This window comes from Mycobacterium sp. 1081908.1, from assembly GCF_001673535.1.
Lineage (GTDB): Bacteria > Actinomycetota > Actinomycetes > Mycobacteriales > Mycobacteriaceae > Mycobacterium.
This window is the reverse complement of the sequence record NZ_LZLY01000102.1, coordinates 48045-64102: the sequence shown is the minus strand read 5'-3', so window position 1 is coordinate 64102 and position 16058 is coordinate 48045. Positions and strand designations below refer to the sequence as shown.

Genomic DNA, 16058 nt, shown 5'->3' with positions numbered 1-16058 from the left:
GGCGGGGCCATGTGGTTCGACACCACGCTGCGGCGCGGGCAGGCGCTCACCGACTATCCCGACCGGCCCGCCGCCGGCCGCGGGACCAACTGGCTGATCGTCGGCTCGGACAGCCGCCAAGGCCTCACCGCCGAGCAGCAACAAGACCTGGCAACCGGCGGCGACGTCGGCAGCAGCAGAACGGACACCATCCTGCTGGTGCACGTGCCCGACTTCTGGTCGAGCACACCGGCGACGATGGTCTCGATCCCGCGCGACTCGTACGTGCCGATTCCCGGTCACGGCAAGGACAAGATCAACGCGGCGTTCGCGATCGGCGGGGCGCCCCTGCTGACCCAGACCGTGGAGCGGGCCACCGGGCTGCGCCTCGATCACTACGCCGAGATCGGATTCGGCGGATTCGCGGGCCTGGTCGACGCGCTGGGCGGCATCACCGTCTGCCCGACCGCGCCGATCAACGATCCGCTGGCCGGCATCGACCTACCGGTCGGCTGCCAGAAGCTGGCCGGCCGCGACGCGCTGGGATACGTCCGGTCGCGCGACACCCCGCGCGCGGATCTGGACCGGATGGCCAACCAGCGCCAGTTCCTCTCGGCGCTGCTGCACCGCGCCGCCAGCCCGTCCGTGTGGCTCGACCCGCTGCGCTGGTACTCGGTGCCCCGGGCGGCCGCCGGCGCCATGACCGTCGGCGAGGGCGACCACGTGTGGGACCTGGCCCGGCTCGGCTGGGCGTTGCACGGGCCGACCACCGCGCTGACCGTCCCGATCGGGCAGTTCACCACCGGCGACGCCGGCGCGGTGGTGGTGTGGAACCACGACGCCGCCGGCCAGCTGTTCGACGCGCTGGCCTCCGACGGGCCCGTGCCCGCCGCCGCGCTGGAGGGACAGCAGTAACCGGGTTAAGCGCCGTCGCCGGCGCGGGCCCGCTGCAAATAGGCCTTGGTGCGGCCCGGGTGGTGGGTGGCCAGCCAGGCCACGCCGACGTCGCGGCAGAAGTCGATGTCCTCGTATTCGTCGACGTTCCAGCAGTAGACGGCCCTGCCCTGGGCGACGGCGCGGTCCACCAGTTGCGGGTAGTCCTTCAGCGTCGCCAACGACGGCCCGACGGCCGTGGCGCCGACGGCGGTGGCCGCGCTGCTGGCCAGATACCGAGCGGTTTTGCCGAGCAACACTGTCGGCAGCAACGGCGCGGCTCGCCGGATGCGCCAGACCGCGGCCGCCGAAAACGACATGACCACCGCGCGGGACCGGTCGGCGGATGCGGGGGCGGCTATCCCGTAGCGATGCAGCAGCGCGAGGAGCTTGTTCTCCACCAGGGAGCCGTACCGGACCGGGTGCTTGGTCTCGACGAAGAGCTTGACCGGCCGGTGCCAGTCCAGAACGAGCGAAACGAGGGCGTCCAGCGTCAGCAGGCTGGTGTCGCCGTGCGCGCCGTCCGCGCGCCAGCTGTCGTGCCAGGCGCCGTATTCGAGCTCGCGCAGTTCGGCGAGCGTCATCGTGCTGACCAAACCGGCTCCCGTCGACGTCCGGTCCAGCCGGCGGTCATGCACGCAGACCAGGTGGCCGTCGCGGGTCAGGCGCACGTCGCATTCCACCCCGTCGGCGCCCTGTTTGAGCGCGAGGTCGTAGGCGGCCAGCGTGTGTTCGGGGCGGGCGGCCGACGCCCCGCGATGGGCCACGACAAAGGGGTGCCCGGCGAGCACCTCGTCGGCCCACGTCATATCCCTATGCTGCCGGTTCCTGCCCCTCCAACTCAACCGGAGCGCCCGACGGGCGCCCGGCGGCATTGTGCTCCGGTTCGACGATGACCCAGCGGTGCGCGGGACGTGCCACCGGCTTGCGCTCGAAGTCTTCGAAGACCCGGGCGATCGCCGCCACGGTGACCGCCGCGAACAGATACGCGAAAACCATCAGCACGGTGTTGTTCGCGATGCCCTGGGCGTCGGTGGCGAAGCCGGTGAAGATGGCGAAGATCGACACCAGGTAGCTGACCACCCACGCGATCCACCACTGGACGATCGGTCGTCGCACCCGGGAGTAGTGCTCTTCGACGGTCGCCAGCTCGATGACGTACACCGGTGCCCACAGCAGATTCGCGAACGGCACCGCGCAGCCCGCCCACAGCGCCCGGACGGAACGCGGCTCCGGCAGGCCATGGTGTGCGAACGCGGCGGCCCGCCGCGCGATCAGCCACCGGATCAGCATCGCCCCGGAGACGATCACCGCCGCGATCGCTCCCACGCTGGCCAGCACCCCGAGCCAATCCGCGACGGCGGCCACGATCGAGTTAAGCAAGGTGTTGCGGTTGTACACCAACAGCGCATACCGCGCGACGTACACCAGCGCCGCCGCGCTGAGGGTCAGCACGCTCAGGAACAGCGTGGTGCGCACGAGCGGCGCGGATGGCCCTGTCCGCGAAGGCTTTTCGGCCGCCGCGGGCGCCTGGTCGACGCGGTCCGCCAAACCCCAACGCGGTATTACCGCATAGCGAGGCGTCGGCCCCAGCAGCCGACGTCCCCGTCGCTGAGGCGGCGCGGCGCCGGGGCGCACCGCGATCCAGCGGAATCCGGGCGGCAGCCGCGGCGCGGTCCGCTGCCATGTCGGAGTGGCAGGCGGGCGGGCCGGCGGCGCGCTGCCCGGCGCACTCCATCGCGGATCGGGCGCAGGTGTGTCCGGCAGCGGCGCCATCAGCGCCCCGCGGCAGCGGGGACACCAGTCGCGTCGCCGGTCGCGCACGTTCCACCGGGTGCCGCACTGAGAGCACACCTGAATCACCGGACCAGCGTAACGCCGGTGACGAGGCGGGCCGCGTCAGCGGTTATGGCAACACCGACAGTTGCCTAGGGCTATCCACAGTTTCCACAGGTTTATCCACACTCGGGCTTTGGGTATGCACGGCATCAACACGGCCTTTACCGACTGCCGCGTGCCGCATCTGTGGATAACACCCGGCTGGTACGGCTGTGCCATAAACAGCCCCGTCGGTTACCAGAGCGAAATGCATTGCCCCGCTAAGCACCCTCAGGCGAGCCCGTCCGGGCGCGTGGTGTGCCTGCCCGCCCCGCGCTTCGTCAGCTCGCCGGCGGGCAACGCGGTTACGCAGCGCGTTTTCCAACCTCGGTCCGAGGGGTTATGATCACCGTCACGAAAAATCGTTGTGACTCACCTCACTGCGGCGAGGTGGACGTGCAGGTGAAAGGCGCTTGATGGCCACGCATTCGTTCGGTCCGGGTTCGCCGGCCCCGTCGAACTCGTATTCCGGCTCGCCTGCCTGTAATCACAGCTATAGCGTTGCCGCCTTGCGCGCCGCCCTGATCGCGCTGGCGCTGCTCGCGGTTCTCGTCGTCATCGTCTTGTCTTGAATCAACGCCCGCCGGGTATCTCCCCCTAGCAGCCGTTCTTGCGGCGCGCGCGGTCATGGAGCAGGGTTGATTACGGCTGGCCGCCGCGTGGCAGCCCCGCGCAGGAGCGCCAAGACGATAATCGAAGAAAGGAATGCAGTGGCTGTATACAACTTGCCGGACTTGGATTGGGATTACGGTGCGCTGGAACCGCACATCTCCGGTCAGATAAACGAACTTCATCACGACAAACACCACGCCACCTACGTCAAAGGCGCCAACGACGCCCTGGAGAAGCTCGAGGAAGCGCGGGCCAAGGGAGATCACGCCGCGATCCTGTTGAACGAGAAAAACTTGGCGTTCAACCTCGGTGGCCATGTCAACCACACCATCTGGTGGAAGAACCTCTCCCCGAACGGCGGCGACAAGCCGACCGGGGAGCTCGCCGCGGCCATCGACGACGCGTTCGGATCGTTCGACAACTTCCGGGCGCAATTCCACGCCGCCGCCACCACCGTGCAGGGGTCGGGCTGGGCAGCGCTCGGCTGGGACACGCTCGGCAACAAGCTGCTGATCTTCCAGGTGTACGACCACCAGTCCAATTTCCCGCTCGGCATCGTGCCGCTGCTGCTGCTGGACATGTGGGAGCACGCTTTTTACCTGCAGTACAAGAACGTCAAGGTTGACTTCGCCAAGGCGTTCTGGAACGTGGTGAACTGGGCGGACGTGCAGGACCGCTATGCGGCCGCCACCACCAAAACCCAGGGGCTGATTGCCGGCTGACTTCATCTCGAAACGGCGGGGGCGTCGCGCGGATCGCGCGGCGCCCCCGTCGTTTATCCGGCCCGAATTTGGGCACTTTGAAAACATGTACGCCAGTGACCGTGTCGGGTTGCAAGGCGCCGAAGCCGCAGGCATGCTTAATTATTCGAGCTACCAGCGTGGTTATTCGAAACGAGGCGTCGCGCGGAGGTCGAGATGGAAACCGGGTCGGATCGACCGATAGGGGTGGCACCCTTCCATGCCCGCGGTTCCCTGAAGGGGTTCGTGATCTCGGGGCGTTGGCCCGATTCGACGAAGGAGTGGGCCCAACTGCTGATGGTCGCGGTACGGGTCGCATCGCTGCCCGGATTGCTTTCCACCACAACGGTGTTCGGTGCTCGCGAGGAGTTGCCCGACGAACCCGAGCCGGGCACCGTGGGCCTGGTGCTGGCCGAAGGCACCGTCTTCGGCGAATCCGCCATCCAGCCAGGATATTTCGCCGACCATCAACCCCCGGCACTGCTGATGCTGCATCCGCCGTCGGAAACCACGCCCTCGTTGCCGGAATGCAACGGGGCCGCTTCCGGGTGCGTGCTGCTGCCGGGGTTGCCCTACCTCGGATTGGAGCACCGGGCGGCGTGGGTGGAAGCGGAGGCCGACGGGACGATCACGTCCATGGTGAGCCGGGTGGGCGTCGACCCGATCAGCCATCCAGACACCGCCATCCTGGCGATGCTGCTTGCAGCGTAAGGGAATTCAAATCGCAGAATACGGCCGCCCGAAATCTGCCGCCGTCCTGGCGCTCGCCTCACCCGCCCGCTAGCCTGTGAACCGTTAGCGAAGGGGAGTAGCCCCGAATCGTCGAGTCGACATACCGGCGCACAGCCCGGCCGGCGAACCGGTCCCACGGATCCGGTGGGCGAGACCTTCGACCGATGTTCGGTGACCCGTAGGTCACCGACGACGTGTCGAAAGGTCGCCTCCCATGCTCGCCGCCACGTTGCTCACCCTCGGGGTGGTTTTCCTCGCCGAACTCGGCGACAGGTCCCAGCTGATCACCATGACCTTCGCGCTGCGCTACCGATGGTGGGTGGTGCTGACCGGTGTGGCGATCGCCGCCTGCCTGGTGCACGGGGTGACGGTAGGGATCGGCCATTTCCTCGGCGCCACTCTCCCGTCACGCCCGATGGCGTTCGCGTCGGCGATCGCCTTCCTGATCTTCGCCGTGTGGGCCTGGCGCGAGGGCACCACCGCCGACGAGACGGTCCCGACGGAGGGGGAATCCCGCTTCGCGTTACTGACCGTGGTGTCGTCCTTCGTGCTCGCCGAGATGAGCGACAAGACGTCGCTCGCGACCGTCTCGCTGGCGAGCGATCACGACTGGACCGGCGTCTGGGTCGGCTCCACCCTCGGGATGGTTCTCGCCGACGGAATGGCGATCGGGGTCGGCACCTTGCTGCATCGGCGGCTTCCCCAGCAGCTGCTGCACGCCATGGCCGGACTGCTGTTCGTGATGTTCGGCCTATGGATGCTGTTCGACACCGCGTTGGGACTGCGTTCGGTGGCCATCGCGGTGACCGTCGCCGTAGCGGCGGCCGCCGCCGCGGTGGCCGCGGCGCAAACTCTGCGCCGGCGCCGGAAAGCGGCCGCACCCGCCGGGAGGTCACCGGACATCGGCTAGAGTGCCGTCGGCACCCTTCCCTCACGCCGCCGCGGCCCCGGAGTCGCCCCAGGGGTATCTTCCGGGGGCAATCAGGTGCACCCTCGGCCCGTTCTGTGGGCGTGTCACCTACTTGACAGCAAAGGATGTCGCCGACGCACACGCGTTGCGGGCCGGTTGCCGTGCATACGCCCAGCATCCCCGGTCGAAGCGCGCGGTCATCCGCGCGGCCGACGGCCCGCCACGTTCGGCCTCACCCCGGACGCTGCGGATAACCTGTGAGTTTCGCTCATTTAGTGGACACCCCAGCGAATTAGTTAGACGCTCGTCAAGTGGGTATTCGGCAACCGTCAGCAATGCCGGTACCCAACCACCCGGGGTTTGCACCTGGATGCGGACCCAAACCGTCGCTACCATGATCAGCAAATACACCTCGGCAATAGTTCACTTCTACAGCCAAGTGGAGGTCATATCGATGAGCACGACGTTCGCCGCCCGCCTGAATCGCTTGTTCGACACGGTGTATCCACCGGGGCGCGGGCCGCACACCTCGGCGGAGGTGATCGCGGCACTCAAGGCGGAGGGCATCACGATGTCGGCTCCCTACCTGTCCCAGCTACGTTCGGGCAACCGCACCAATCCGTCATCGGCGACCATGGCCGCCCTGGCCAACTTCTTCCGGATCAAGCCGGCCTACTTCACCGACGACGAGTACTACGAGAAGCTCGACAAGGAGTTGTCCTGGTTGGCGACGATGCGAGATGACGGCGTGCGCCGCATCGCGCTGGCCGCGGTCGGGTTGTCCCCGCAGGCGCAGCAGGACGTCGTGGAGCGCGTCAGGGAGCTGCGCCGCGCCGAGCATCTGGACGCCTAGCGGACGCCCGGCCGAGGGCCGCTGCGGGCCCCCGACCTGAACGGCTGCCGTCGGCGTATGCCGATTAGGGTTGGCTCTCGGATCGCACACACGCGAGCGATAGTCCACGAGATACCGGGAGGCGGCCGGGAATGGGCCTGTTCCGCAAGCGAAAGAGCCGCGCGACGCGTCGCGCCGAGGCCCGCGCGATCAAGGCCCGCGCCAAGCTCGAGGCCAAGCTGGCCGCCAAGAACGACGCTCGCCGGCTCAAGGCCGATCGGCGCGCCGCCGAAAAGGCCCTCAAGGCACAGATCAGATCGCAGCGGGACAGCGACCGCGCGGCGCTGAAGGTCGCCGAGGCCGAGCTCAAGACCGCACGGGAGGGCAAGTTGCTGTCGCCGACTCGGATCCGCCGGGTGCTGACCGTCTCCCGGCTGCTCGCCCCGATCCTGACGCCGCTGATCTACCGGGGCGCCATGGCCGCGCGCGCGGCGATCGACCAGCGTCGCGCGGATCAGCTCGGCGTCCCGTTGGCGCAGATCGGCCAGTTCTCCGGGCAGGGCGCCCAGCTGTCGGCCCGGATCGCCGGGTCGGAGAAGTCGCTGCGGGTGGTGCAGGAAAAGAAGCCCAAGGACGCCGAGACCAAGCAGTTCGTCGGCGCCATCACCGAACGGCTCAGCGACCTCTCGGCGGCCGTCACCGCCGCGGAGAACATGCCGGCCGCGCGGCGACGGGCGGCCCACGCCGCGATCTCGTCGCAGCTCGACGGCATCGAGGCGGACCTGATGGCGCGCCTCGGACTGACGTGAGAGCCGCCCGCGTCCTGATCGCGGCCGCCGCGCTCTACCTCGGTTCGGCGATCGGACTCCCGACGGCATGGGCGCACGTACACGCCAGCAGTGACAACCCCGTCCGCGGCGCCATGGCGATCGTGACCTTCCAGGTGCCCAACGAATCCAACACCGGCGCCACGACCACCGCGCTGACCGTCAGCCTGCCCAACGTCGCCGCGGCCAGCACCGAGACCCTCCCCGGATGGACGGCCAAGCTCGACCGCGACGCGGCAGCCGGCACCGTCCGCTCGGTGACCTGGACGGCCGCACCCAACGCCGGGATCGCACCCGACCAATTCGCGCTGTTCCGCATCTCGGTGCAACTGCCCGACACCGACACCGTCAGCTTCCCGGCCACCCAGACGTATTCCGACGGCACGGTCGTGAAGTGGGACCAGCCGCCGCTGCCCGGCGGCGGGGAGCCGGAACACCCGGCACCCGCACTGGCGCTCGGCGCGACGGCCGGGACGTCGCACGACCACCACCCGCATGCGGCGGCCCCGCAGCCGGCGTCATCGGACACCACCGCGCGCCTCCTGGGCGGGGCGGCGCTGGCGCTGGCCGCCCTCGGCGTCGGTCTCGCCGTGATCCGCCGACGAGCATGACCCGGCGGGCGGCCGCATGGGTGGGGCTGCTGCTCGCCGCCATGGTGTCGACCGCGATCCTCGCCGCACCACCGGCGTCCGCCCACGCGGCGCGCGTGTCCGCCGACCCGGCGGACAATGCGGTTCTCGCGACCGGTCCCGGCCGGGTATCCGCGACGTTCAACGAGCGGTTGCAGACCACGTTCGCGGCCATGACGGTCGTCGGGCCCGACGGCAACGAGTGGGCCAGCGGGGAACCCAGCGTGCAGGGCGCGGTCGTCGGCGTCGGCGTGCGACCGCTCGGGCCGGCCGGCACCTACACGGTGAACTACCGCGTGACGTCCGCGGACGGCCACGTGGTGTCGGGCTCCTGGTCGTTTCGGCTGACCGTCCCCGGCACCGGTACGCCCGGACCGCCCGCCGCGGGTCCCGCCGGCGGCGGGGCCGTCCCGGTGTGGCCGTTTGCGGCGGCGGCCGTGGCCCTGGTCGCCGCGGGCGGCTGGTGGGCGGTGCGGCGCAGACCCTGAGGGCTCGGTGCGCCACCTGGTCGCCGAGTCCCCGCCGCGCCTCCTGGCATGATGGGACGCGAGCGACCCGGCGCCCGACAGAGAACTTGAGAGAGCTGCAAAGGAGCGGCCGCATGGCAGACCCGCAGGACCAACCCAACAGCGAACCCAACGGCGCTGCGACCCCACCGGAGAAGAAACCTCCCGCCAAGGCCGTCAAGAAGGCTGCGAAAGCGCCCGCTAAAAAGGCACCTGCGAAGAAGGCACCCGCCAAAAAAGCGCCCGCCAAAAAAGCGCCCGCCAAGAAGGCCGCGGCCAAGAGTTCCCCACCCGCGCCCCCGCAACCCCTCGGCGTACAGCAGCGGATCGAGACCAACGGGCAACTCGCCGCGGCCGCCAAAGACGCTGCGGCACAAGCAAAGTCGACCGTTGAGGGCGCCAACAACCCGGTCTCGCCCCAGGTCGCGCCGGCCGTATCCCGCCAATCCCCGGTGCCGCTGATCGTGGCCGTGGCGCTCAGCCTGCTGGCGATCCTGCTGATCCGGCAACTGCGGCGCCGCTGAGGTGGCGGTGCCATTCCGGCCGACCGCCGACCTCGTCGACGCCATCGGCCCCGACGTACGTAGCTGCGACCTTCAATTCCGCCAGTTCGGCGGCCGCTCGGAATTCGCCGGGCCCATCAGCACCGTGCGCTGCTTTGAGGACAACGCGCTGCTGAAATCGGTGCTCTCGGGGCCGGGCAACGGCGGGGTGCTCGTGATCGACGGGTCGGGCTCGCTGCACACCGCGCTGGTCGGCGACGTCATCGCCGAACTGGCCCGCTCCAACGGCTGGGCCGGGCTGGTCATCAACGGCGCGGTGCGGGACGCCGCCGCACTGCGCGGCATCGACATCGGCATCAAGGCGCTGGGCACCAATCCACGCAAGAGCACCAAGACTGGCGCCGGAGAGCGCGGCGTCGAAATCAGCCTCGGCGGTGTGACTTTCGCGCCCGGTGAGATCGCCTACAGCGACGACGACGGCATCGTCGTCACGGCGCCGCCCGACTAAACCGACACGGCCGCGGAGTTTTTGGCGAATCGCAGGCCTTCGTCGGCGATCTTGCCGCGCCGGATCAGCTGGATGTCGCGCACATAGTTCTGGTTCAGCCGCCACGGCGTGCGTGAGCCCTGCTTGGGCAACTCGTCGAGCGAGCGCAGCACGTAGCCGGGAGTGAACTCCATGAACGGGCGCTCCTCGACGTCGGAACCCGGGTGCTCGACCACGACGGTGTCAAAACCGTTGTCGTCCATGTAGTTCAGCAGACGGCAGGCGAACTCGGACACCAGGTCGGCCTTCAGCGTCCACGACGCGTTGGTGTATCCGACGGTGTAGATCATGTTCGGCAGACCGGATAGCATCATGCCCTTGTAGGCCATCGTCTTGGTCAGGTCCACCGGCTGCCCATCGACGGTCACGGTCGCGCCGCCGAACAGCTGCAGATTCAAACCCGTTGCGGTGATGATGATGTCGGCGGGCAGCTCCTGACCCGAGTTGAGCCGGATGCCGGTCGGGGTGAACCGGTCGATGGTGTCGGTGACCACGTCGGCCTTGCCCTTCCGGATGACGCGGAACAGGTCGCCGCTGGGCACCAGGCACAGCCGCTGGTCCCACGGGTTGTAGTGCGGGCCGAAGTGCTTCTGCACGTCGTATCCCTCGGGAAGCTGGCGCTGCACAAAGCCGAGCAGGATCTTTCGCATCCGCTGCGGCCACTTCTGGCAGGCCCCGTAAAGCGCCGCCTGCCGCAGCACGTTGCGCCAGCGAATCGCGCTGTACGCCTGCTTCTCGGGCAGCCAGCGGTTGAGCCGCTCGGCCAACTTGTCCCGCTTCGGCTGCGAGACGATGTAGGTCGGGGACCGCTGCAGCATCGTGACGTGCTTGGCACCCGACTCCGCCATCGCCGGAATCAGGGTTACGGCGGTGGCGCCACTGCCGATCACGACAACGTTCTTGTCCGTGTAGTCGAGGTCCTCGGGCCAGTGCTGCGGGTGGATGATCGGGCCCTGGAAATCCTCCGACCCGGCGAACGTCGGCGCGAAGCCCTGTTCGTAGTTGTAGTAGCCGCTGCACAGGAACAGGAACGAGCACGTGATTGTGCTTGGCGCACCGTCGTTTTCGATCTGCAGGGTCCAGCGGTTCTCCGCGTTGGACCAGTCGGCGCCAAGCACCTTGTGGTTGAGCCGGATGCGCTTGTCGATGCCGTACATGGCCGCGGTGTCCTTGACGTAGTCGAGGATCGGCCCACCGTCGGCGATGGCCTGGCGCTCCGTCCACGGACGGAACCGGAAGCCCAGCGTGTACATGTCCGAGTCGGAACGGATGCCCGGGTAGCGGAACAAATCCCAGGTGCCCCCCATGGCCGCGCGCTTCTCCAGGATGGCGTAGCTCTTGGTCGGGCAGCGGTCCTGCAGGTGCCAGGCCGCGCTCACACCGGAGATTCCGGCGCCCACGACGACGACGTCAAGGTGCTCAGTCATGGCCCCACGCTATCAACACAGTGTTGAACGGGTCAACGGTGTGTCGAAACTTTCGACTACATGTAAAGTAGCGCCTGTGACTACCGCCGGCACGACTCGCGCCCTGCGCGGCCGCCGCGCCCTGCGCCCCTCGGGGGACGACCGCGAGCAGGCGATCCTGGCGACCGCCGAGCGGCTGCTGGAAGAGCGGGGGTTCGCCGCCATCTCGGTCGACGACCTGGCCAAGGGCGCCGGCCTGTCGCGGCCGACCTTCTACTTCTATTTCAAGTCCAAGGAGGACGTGCTGCTGTCGCTGCTGGAGCCGGTGATCGCGCGCGCCGACTCCGAGTTCGACGGCGCCGTGCAGCGCCTCCCGGAGGACCCGCGCCGCGTGTGGCGCAACGGCATCAAGGCTTTCTACATGGCGTTCAGCTCGCACCGGACGCTGGCGCGCGCCGCGACGGAGGCGCTGGCCACCAGCACCGAGCTGCGGTCGGTGTGGCTGGGATTCATGCAGAAGTGGATCGACCAGACCGCGGCGCTGATCACCGCCGAGCGGGCGCGCGGCGCGGCCCCGGAGACCATCCCCGCCGCCGACCTCGCGACGTCGCTGAACCAGATGAACGAACGCACCATGATGGCCGCGCTGTCGGCCGAGAAACCGGCCGTCGGCGAGGATCGCGTCGTCGATACCCTGACCCACATCTGGGTCACCAGCATCTACGGCCAACCCGTCTAGCTGTCATACCCGCGTGCGAACATCTGTTCGTGCGGTGTGATGCGTCGATCCTGCACGCGGACCTGGATTCGTTCTACGCGTCCGTCGAACAGCGCGACGACCCGACGTTGCGCGGTCGCCCGGTGATCGTCGGCGGCGGGGTGGTGCTGGCCGCGAGCTACGAGGCCAAGGCCTACGGCGTGCGCACGGCGATGGGCGGGGCGCAGGCGCGGCGGCTCTGCCCGCACGCCGTGGTGGTGCCGCCGCGGATGAACGCCTACAGCCGCGCCAGCGACGCGGTGTTCGAGGTGTTCCGTGACTGCACACCGGTGGTGGAGGCGCTGTCGGTCGACGAGGCCTTTCTGGATGTCGGCGGCCTGCGCCGGGTCTCCGGCGCTCCGACCCAGATCGCGCACAGGCTGCGCGCCGACGTGCGCAGGCGCGTCGGCCTGCCCATCACCGTCGGGATCGCCCGGACGAAGTTCCTCGCCAAGGTGGCCAGCCAGGAAGCCAAGCCCGACGGGCTGCTGCTGGTGCCGCCCGATCGGGAGCTGGCGTTTTTGCGCCCGCTGCCGGTGCGCCGGCTGTGGGGCGTGGGCGCGGTGACGGCCGAGAAGCTGCACGCGCACGGACTGGTCACCGTCGCCGACGTCGCCGAGCTCAGCGAGTCGACGCTCGCGTCGCTGCTCGGGCCCGCGATGGGACGTCAGCTCTATGCGTTGTCCCGCAACATCGACCGCCGCCGGGTGACCACCGGGGTGCGCCGGCGCTCGGTGGGGGCGCAGCGGGCGCTGGGCCGCGCGGGCAATCGCATGTCGGCCGCCGAGGTCGACGCGGTGGTGGTGAACCTGATCGACCGGATCACCGCCCGGATGCGCACCGCCGGGCGGACGGGACGCACGGTCGTGCTGCGACTGCGCTTCGACGACTTCAGCCGGGCGACCCGTTCCCACACGCTGCCGTGGGCCACCTCGGCGACGCAGCCGATCCTGGCCGCCGCGCGGCGGCTGGTCGCGTCCGCGGAGCCCCTGATCGCGCTTCGCGGGCTGACGTTGGTCGGCTTCGCGGTCTCGGGTATCGACCGCAGCGGAGCTCAGCAGCTGATGCTGCCGCTCGGCGGGGACGCGGGCCGGCTCGAGGTCGACGACGCGATCGACCGGGTTCGCCGCCGCTATGGCAAGTCCGCGCTCACGCCCGCGGTGTTGGTCGGCCGCGACCCCGGCTTCGAAATGCCGCATCTCCCCGACTGACGCGCCCGCAAGAAATTCGCAAGTCGCCGGCTTTAACCTACGGCCCCACAAGGGATTAGGAGCCGGAGATGTCCTCTTTCTTGCAGGTAGACCCGCAGATACTCAGCGCCGCGTCGGCGGACTTGGACGCGCTCGGATCCGCGATCAGGTCGGCCAATGCGACCGCGGCGGCGTCGACGACGTCGGTGGCGGCCGCGGCGCAGGACGAGGTCTCGGCCGCGATTTCTCAGCTGTTCGGCAGCTACGCCCGCGAGTTTCAGGCGCTCAGCGCGCAGGCGACGGCTTTTCACGACCAATTCGTCCAGGCGCTGACGTCCGGTTCGGGGCAGTACGCGGCCGCGGAGGCGGCCAATGCGGACCCGCTGACGTCCTTGGTCGGTGAACTCCAGGGCCTGGGGTTGCCGCCCGGGCCGGTCAAGCTGCTCACGGGGCGCCCGCTGATCGGCAACGGGGCCAACGGGGCGCCGGGGACCGGGGCGCCCGGCGGCGACGGCGGCTGGCTGATCGGCAACGGCGGCAACGGCGGGTCGGGCGGCACCGGTCAGGCCGGCGGGGCCGGCGGATCGGCGGGATTGTGGGGTCACGGCGGTGACGGCGGAACCGGCGGAGCAGGCAAGGCCCTGATCGGCGGCGCCGGCGGGAACGGCGGGGCCGGCGGCTCTGGCGTATTCGGCGGGAAAGGCGGACATGGCGGGGACGGCGGCGCCGGCGGCGCAAACCGGCAACTGCTTTCCTTGTTCGGTGCCGGCGGTGCCGGCGGGGCAGGCGGCCTCGGCGGCACGGGCGCAGCCGGCGTTGACAGCAACTCGGCCGGCGGCACCGGCGGGCCCGGCGGTAACGGCGGAGCCGGCGGTCAGGGCGGGGCCGGTGGCGCGAATCAGGCGCTGCTGGGCGGGGCGGCCGGGTCGGGTGGCCTCGGCGGCGACGGCGGCCACGGCGGCCACGGCGGCAGCGGCGGAGACGGCATCGCGACTGGCGGAACCGGGGGCACCGGTGGTATCGGCGGTGCCGCCGGTGCCGGCGGGGCGGGCGGCACCGGCGGGCTGTTCGCCCGCGGCGGTCTCGGCGGCGACGGCGGCTTCGGCCTCACCAGCGGCGCCGGCGGGGGCGGCGGCGCGGGCGGCGTGTTGTCCGGCGACGGCGGGGCCGGCGGCGCCGGCGGATACAGCAGCCTCGGCGGCAGCAGCGGCGGCGGCGGCAACGGCGGCAACGGCGGGCTGTTCGGCGGCGGCGGTGCCGGCGGCGCCGGCGGAGTAGGACAAACCGCCGCCGGCGCCGGCGGGCGCGGCGGCAACGCCGGCGTGCTGAGCATGGGCGCCACCGGCGGGGCCGGCGGCGCCGGCGGGAGCAGCGACTTCACCGCCGGGGCTGGCGGCGCAGGCGGCAACGGCGGGATGCTCTTCGGCGACGGCGGGGCCGGAGGCGCAGGCGGCGCCGGCGATTCCCGGGGTGGGGCCGGTGGCGCCGGCGGCAACGCCGGCGCGCTCACCGGCTCCGGCGGCGCGGGCGGCGGCGGCGGACTTGCCGGCGCCAGCCCGCTGACCCCCGGCGGCGCGGGCGGGGCAGGCGGCAAGGGCGGGCTGATCGGTAACGGCGGTGACGGCGGCGCCGGCGGGTCCGGTCACGGCGGCGCGGGCGGCGCCGGCGGAAACGGCGGCAACGCCGTGGCGATCGGCGACGGCGGCAACGGCGGAAACGGCGGAAACCCGGGCACCCCGCCCGGCACACCGGGCACGGGCGGCGACGCCGGCGTCCTGGTCGGCCAGAACGGGAACAACGGGAAGACCTAGCCTGGCGACGCCGCGCCGGGCGGCGGCTATCCGGCCTGCTTGACCGGCGGCCGGTAGAAGATCACCAACTGCCCGACGGCGCCGGCGAGGCCGAGCCCCGCCGAGATCGCCAGGCCGGGCCAGCCGTCGTACCAGTTCTTGCCGAAGATCAGCCAGTCCAGGCTGAGCCGCCCGGCGCCCAGCGTGGCCACCGCGACGGCGCTCACGGCCAGCACCAGGTTGTACTCCCAGCCCTCCTTGACGATGAAGAAGCCGTTGGCCCGGTGCACGGTCCACGCCGCGACCAGCATCAGCGAGACGAAGCCCGCCGCGGGAATCGGCGTGAGCAGCCCGGCCGCCAGGCCCAGCCCGGCGGCCATCTCCGTCGTCGCGGCCACGGTCGCGTGGAACTTGCCGGGTTTCATGCCGATGCTCTCGAACCACCGAGCGGTTCCCGGAATCCGGCCGCCGCCGAAGAATTTGTTGAAGCCGTGCGCGGCGAGCGTCAGTCCCAGCACCAGCCGCAGGAGCAGTAACCCGACGTCATACACATTCATAGGTGCAAACCTAGCGGGTAGCGTTTCAAGAGTCGGGAAGGAGGCCGACATCAAAATCGCGATCATTGGCGCAGGCAATGTCGGCAACGCCTTGGGCACCGCGTGGGCCAATCGGGGCCACCAGATCATGTTCGGCGTGCGAAATCCCGACGACCCGAAATATGCTTCGCTCAGTTCGGTCGAGACGAACGAATTCGCCACCGCCGCAGCCGATGTCGTGGTGCTGTGCACGCCGTGGCAGAGCACGCGGGCGGCGGTGCAGGGCTGCGGCGACCTGTCGGGCAAGGTCCTGATCGACTGCACCAACCCGCTGACACCCGACATCGAGGCGCTCGAGGTCGGGTTCGACAACTCCGGGGCCGAGGAAGTCGCGAAGTGGGCGCCCGGCGCCCGCGTGTGCAAGGCGATGAACCAAATCGGCGCGGGGATGATGGACGCGCCCCGCCTGCCGGGCCAACCGGTCATGTTCGTCTGCGGCGACGACGATGACGCCAAGGCGGTGACCGCGGGGCTGGTCGGCGAGCTCGGTTTCGAGACCGTCGACGTCGGCGACCTGACATTGGCGCGGCTGCTCGAGCCTTACGGGCTGCTGTGGATCCACCTGGCGCTGCGCCGCGGGTTGGGCACCAACTTCGGCTTCGGGTTGCTGCGCGGGCAGTCCTGACATACTCGTCGAGGCCCGCCGGGACGGTCCCGGCGGACCGTGCCGCACGACGAGGGGGTGCACCAC

Annotated in this window: 19 protein-coding genes; 15 read left to right on the top strand and 4 right to left on the bottom strand. The window is 70.1% G+C overall.

Features of this window, described 5'->3' with window-relative positions; translation table 11 throughout:
• A partial coding sequence (locus A5655_RS16170; protein WP_369807223.1) for an LCP family protein occupies positions 1-894 on the top strand: 894 nt, incomplete at its 5' end.
• A gap of 5 nt (positions 895-899) precedes the next feature.
• Here A5655_RS16170 and A5655_RS16165 read toward each other — a convergent pair.
• Both A5655_RS16165 and A5655_RS16160 read right to left on the bottom strand, forming a co-directional pair.
• Complete coding sequence (locus A5655_RS16165) at positions 900-1721, bottom strand: glycerophosphodiester phosphodiesterase (protein ID WP_067011514.1); 822 nt, start codon at positions 1719-1721, stop codon at positions 900-902.
• A 4-nt stretch (positions 1722-1725) separates the two neighbouring features.
• A complete protein-coding gene (locus A5655_RS16160; RefSeq protein ID WP_082978683.1) occupies positions 1726-2775 on the bottom strand; it encodes a DUF4328 domain-containing protein in 1050 nt (349 codons plus the stop codon).
• A gap of 431 nt (positions 2776-3206) precedes the next feature.
• Here A5655_RS16160 and A5655_RS28320 point away from each other — a divergent pair, with 431 nt between their 5' ends.
• The 10 genes from A5655_RS28320 (at position 3207) to rraA (ending at position 9589) form a co-directional block, all read left to right on the top strand.
• Positions 3207-3362, top strand: a complete 156-nt coding sequence (locus tag A5655_RS28320; RefSeq protein ID WP_197508716.1) for a hypothetical protein — start codon at positions 3207-3209, stop codon at positions 3360-3362.
• A gap of 138 nt (positions 3363-3500) precedes the next feature.
• Complete coding sequence (locus A5655_RS16155; RefSeq protein ID WP_067011510.1) at positions 3501-4124, top strand: superoxide dismutase; 624 nt, start codon at positions 3501-3503, stop codon at positions 4122-4124.
• Positions 4125-4319: 195 nt separating this feature from the next.
• Positions 4320-4853 (top strand): peptidase, encoded by a 534-nt coding sequence (locus A5655_RS16150; RefSeq protein ID WP_067011508.1) that lies wholly within the window; start codon positions 4320-4322, stop codon positions 4851-4853.
• A gap of 235 nt (positions 4854-5088) precedes the next feature.
• On the top strand, positions 5089-5784 hold the full coding sequence (locus A5655_RS16145; RefSeq protein WP_067011506.1) for a TMEM165/GDT1 family protein: 696 nt from the start codon (positions 5089-5091) through the stop codon (positions 5782-5784).
• A 454-nt stretch (positions 5785-6238) separates the two neighbouring features.
• A complete protein-coding gene (locus A5655_RS16140) occupies positions 6239-6637 on the top strand; it encodes a helix-turn-helix transcriptional regulator (protein ID WP_067011536.1) in 399 nt (132 codons plus the stop codon).
• A 131-nt stretch (positions 6638-6768) separates the two neighbouring features.
• A complete protein-coding gene (locus A5655_RS16135) occupies positions 6769-7425 on the top strand; it encodes a DUF6474 family protein (protein ID WP_067011504.1) in 657 nt (218 codons plus the stop codon).
• Positions 7422-8054, top strand: coding sequence for a YcnI family protein (locus A5655_RS16130; protein ID WP_067011502.1), 633 nt, complete (start codon positions 7422-7424; stop codon positions 8052-8054). Before A5655_RS16135 ends, A5655_RS16130 begins: the two co-directional genes overlap by 4 nt.
• Positions 8051-8560, top strand: a complete 510-nt coding sequence (locus A5655_RS16125) for a copper resistance CopC family protein (RefSeq protein WP_067011500.1) — start codon at positions 8051-8053, stop codon at positions 8558-8560. The genes A5655_RS16130 and A5655_RS16125 overlap by 4 nt, the downstream gene beginning before the upstream one ends.
• Before the next feature lie 113 nt (positions 8561-8673).
• Positions 8674-9102: a nucleoid-structuring protein H-NS gene (locus tag A5655_RS29230; RefSeq protein ID WP_067011497.1), complete on the top strand. Its 429-nt coding sequence runs from the start codon at positions 8674-8676 to the stop codon at positions 9100-9102.
• A gap of 1 nt (position 9103) precedes the next feature.
• Positions 9104-9589 carry a ribonuclease E activity regulator RraA gene (gene rraA, locus A5655_RS16115; protein ID WP_067011496.1) on the top strand — a complete coding sequence of 162 codons (486 nt, stop codon included), beginning with the start codon at positions 9104-9106 and terminating at the stop codon, positions 9587-9589.
• On the opposite strand, the gene A5655_RS16110 is transcribed toward rraA, so the two are convergent.
• A complete protein-coding gene (locus tag A5655_RS16110) occupies positions 9586-11055 on the bottom strand; it encodes an NAD(P)/FAD-dependent oxidoreductase (RefSeq protein ID WP_067011494.1) in 1470 nt (489 codons plus the stop codon). The two genes, rraA and A5655_RS16110, sit on opposite strands and share 4 nt — an antisense overlap.
• A gap of 76 nt (positions 11056-11131) precedes the next feature.
• Between A5655_RS16110 and A5655_RS16105 the strand changes: the two genes are divergently transcribed.
• The 3 genes from A5655_RS16105 to A5655_RS16095 all read left to right on the top strand — a co-directional run bounded on the left by A5655_RS16105 (position 11132) and on the right by A5655_RS16095 (position 14792).
• Entirely contained in the window at positions 11132-11773 is a 642-nt protein-coding gene (locus tag A5655_RS16105; protein ID WP_067011492.1) for a TetR/AcrR family transcriptional regulator, read from the top strand.
• 23 nt (positions 11774-11796) lie between these two features.
• The gene (dinB, locus tag A5655_RS16100) at positions 11797-13002 is read left to right on the top strand and encodes a DNA polymerase IV (protein ID WP_067011534.1); all 1206 of its coding nucleotides are present in this window, start codon (positions 11797-11799) and stop codon (positions 13000-13002) included.
• 68 nt (positions 13003-13070) lie between these two features.
• Positions 13071-14792: a PE family protein gene (locus A5655_RS16095; protein WP_067011490.1), complete on the top strand. Its 1722-nt coding sequence runs from the start codon at positions 13071-13073 to the stop codon at positions 14790-14792.
• Between the two features lie 26 nt (positions 14793-14818).
• Here the strand turns inward: A5655_RS16095 and A5655_RS16090 are convergent, their stop codons facing one another.
• Positions 14819-15328: a DoxX family protein gene (locus tag A5655_RS16090; RefSeq protein ID WP_067011489.1), complete on the bottom strand. Its 510-nt coding sequence runs from the start codon at positions 15326-15328 to the stop codon at positions 14819-14821.
• Between A5655_RS16090 and A5655_RS16085 the strand changes: the two genes are divergently transcribed.
• The gene (locus tag A5655_RS16085) at positions 15327-15992 is read left to right on the top strand and encodes an NADPH-dependent F420 reductase (protein ID WP_369807224.1); all 666 of its coding nucleotides are present in this window, start codon (positions 15327-15329) and stop codon (positions 15990-15992) included. The two genes, A5655_RS16090 and A5655_RS16085, sit on opposite strands and share 2 nt — an antisense overlap.
• The last annotated feature ends 66 nt before the right edge of the window (positions 15993-16058 follow it).

Bases quoted from the DNA above. Each gene is read 5' to 3' on its own strand.
- A5655_RS16165 (WP_067011514.1), bottom strand. From the start codon at position 1,721: ATGACGTGGGCCGACGAGGTGCTCGCCGGGCACCCCTTTGTCGTGGCC.
- A5655_RS28320 (WP_197508716.1), top strand. From the start codon at position 3,207: ATGGCCACGCATTCGTTCGGTCCGGGTTCGCCGGCCCCGTCGAACTCG.
- A5655_RS16150 (WP_067011508.1), top strand. From the start codon at position 4,320: ATGGAAACCGGGTCGGATCGACCGATAGGGGTGGCACCCTTCCATGCC.
- A5655_RS16145 (WP_067011506.1), top strand. From the start codon at position 5,089: ATGCTCGCCGCCACGTTGCTCACCCTCGGGGTGGTTTTCCTCGCCGAA.
- A5655_RS16140 (WP_067011536.1), top strand. From the start codon at position 6,239: ATGAGCACGACGTTCGCCGCCCGCCTGAATCGCTTGTTCGACACGGTG.
- A5655_RS16135 (WP_067011504.1), top strand. From the start codon at position 6,769: ATGGGCCTGTTCCGCAAGCGAAAGAGCCGCGCGACGCGTCGCGCCGAG.
- A5655_RS16125 (WP_067011500.1), top strand. From the start codon at position 8,051: ATGACCCGGCGGGCGGCCGCATGGGTGGGGCTGCTGCTCGCCGCCATG.
- A5655_RS29230 (WP_067011497.1), top strand. From the start codon at position 8,674: ATGGCAGACCCGCAGGACCAACCCAACAGCGAACCCAACGGCGCTGCG.
- A5655_RS16110 (WP_067011494.1), bottom strand. From the start codon at position 11,055: ATGACTGAGCACCTTGACGTCGTCGTCGTGGGCGCCGGAATCTCCGGT.
- A5655_RS16095 (WP_067011490.1), top strand. From the start codon at position 13,071: ATGTCCTCTTTCTTGCAGGTAGACCCGCAGATACTCAGCGCCGCGTCG.
- A5655_RS16090 (WP_067011489.1), bottom strand. From the start codon at position 15,328: ATGAATGTGTATGACGTCGGGTTACTGCTCCTGCGGCTGGTGCTGGGA.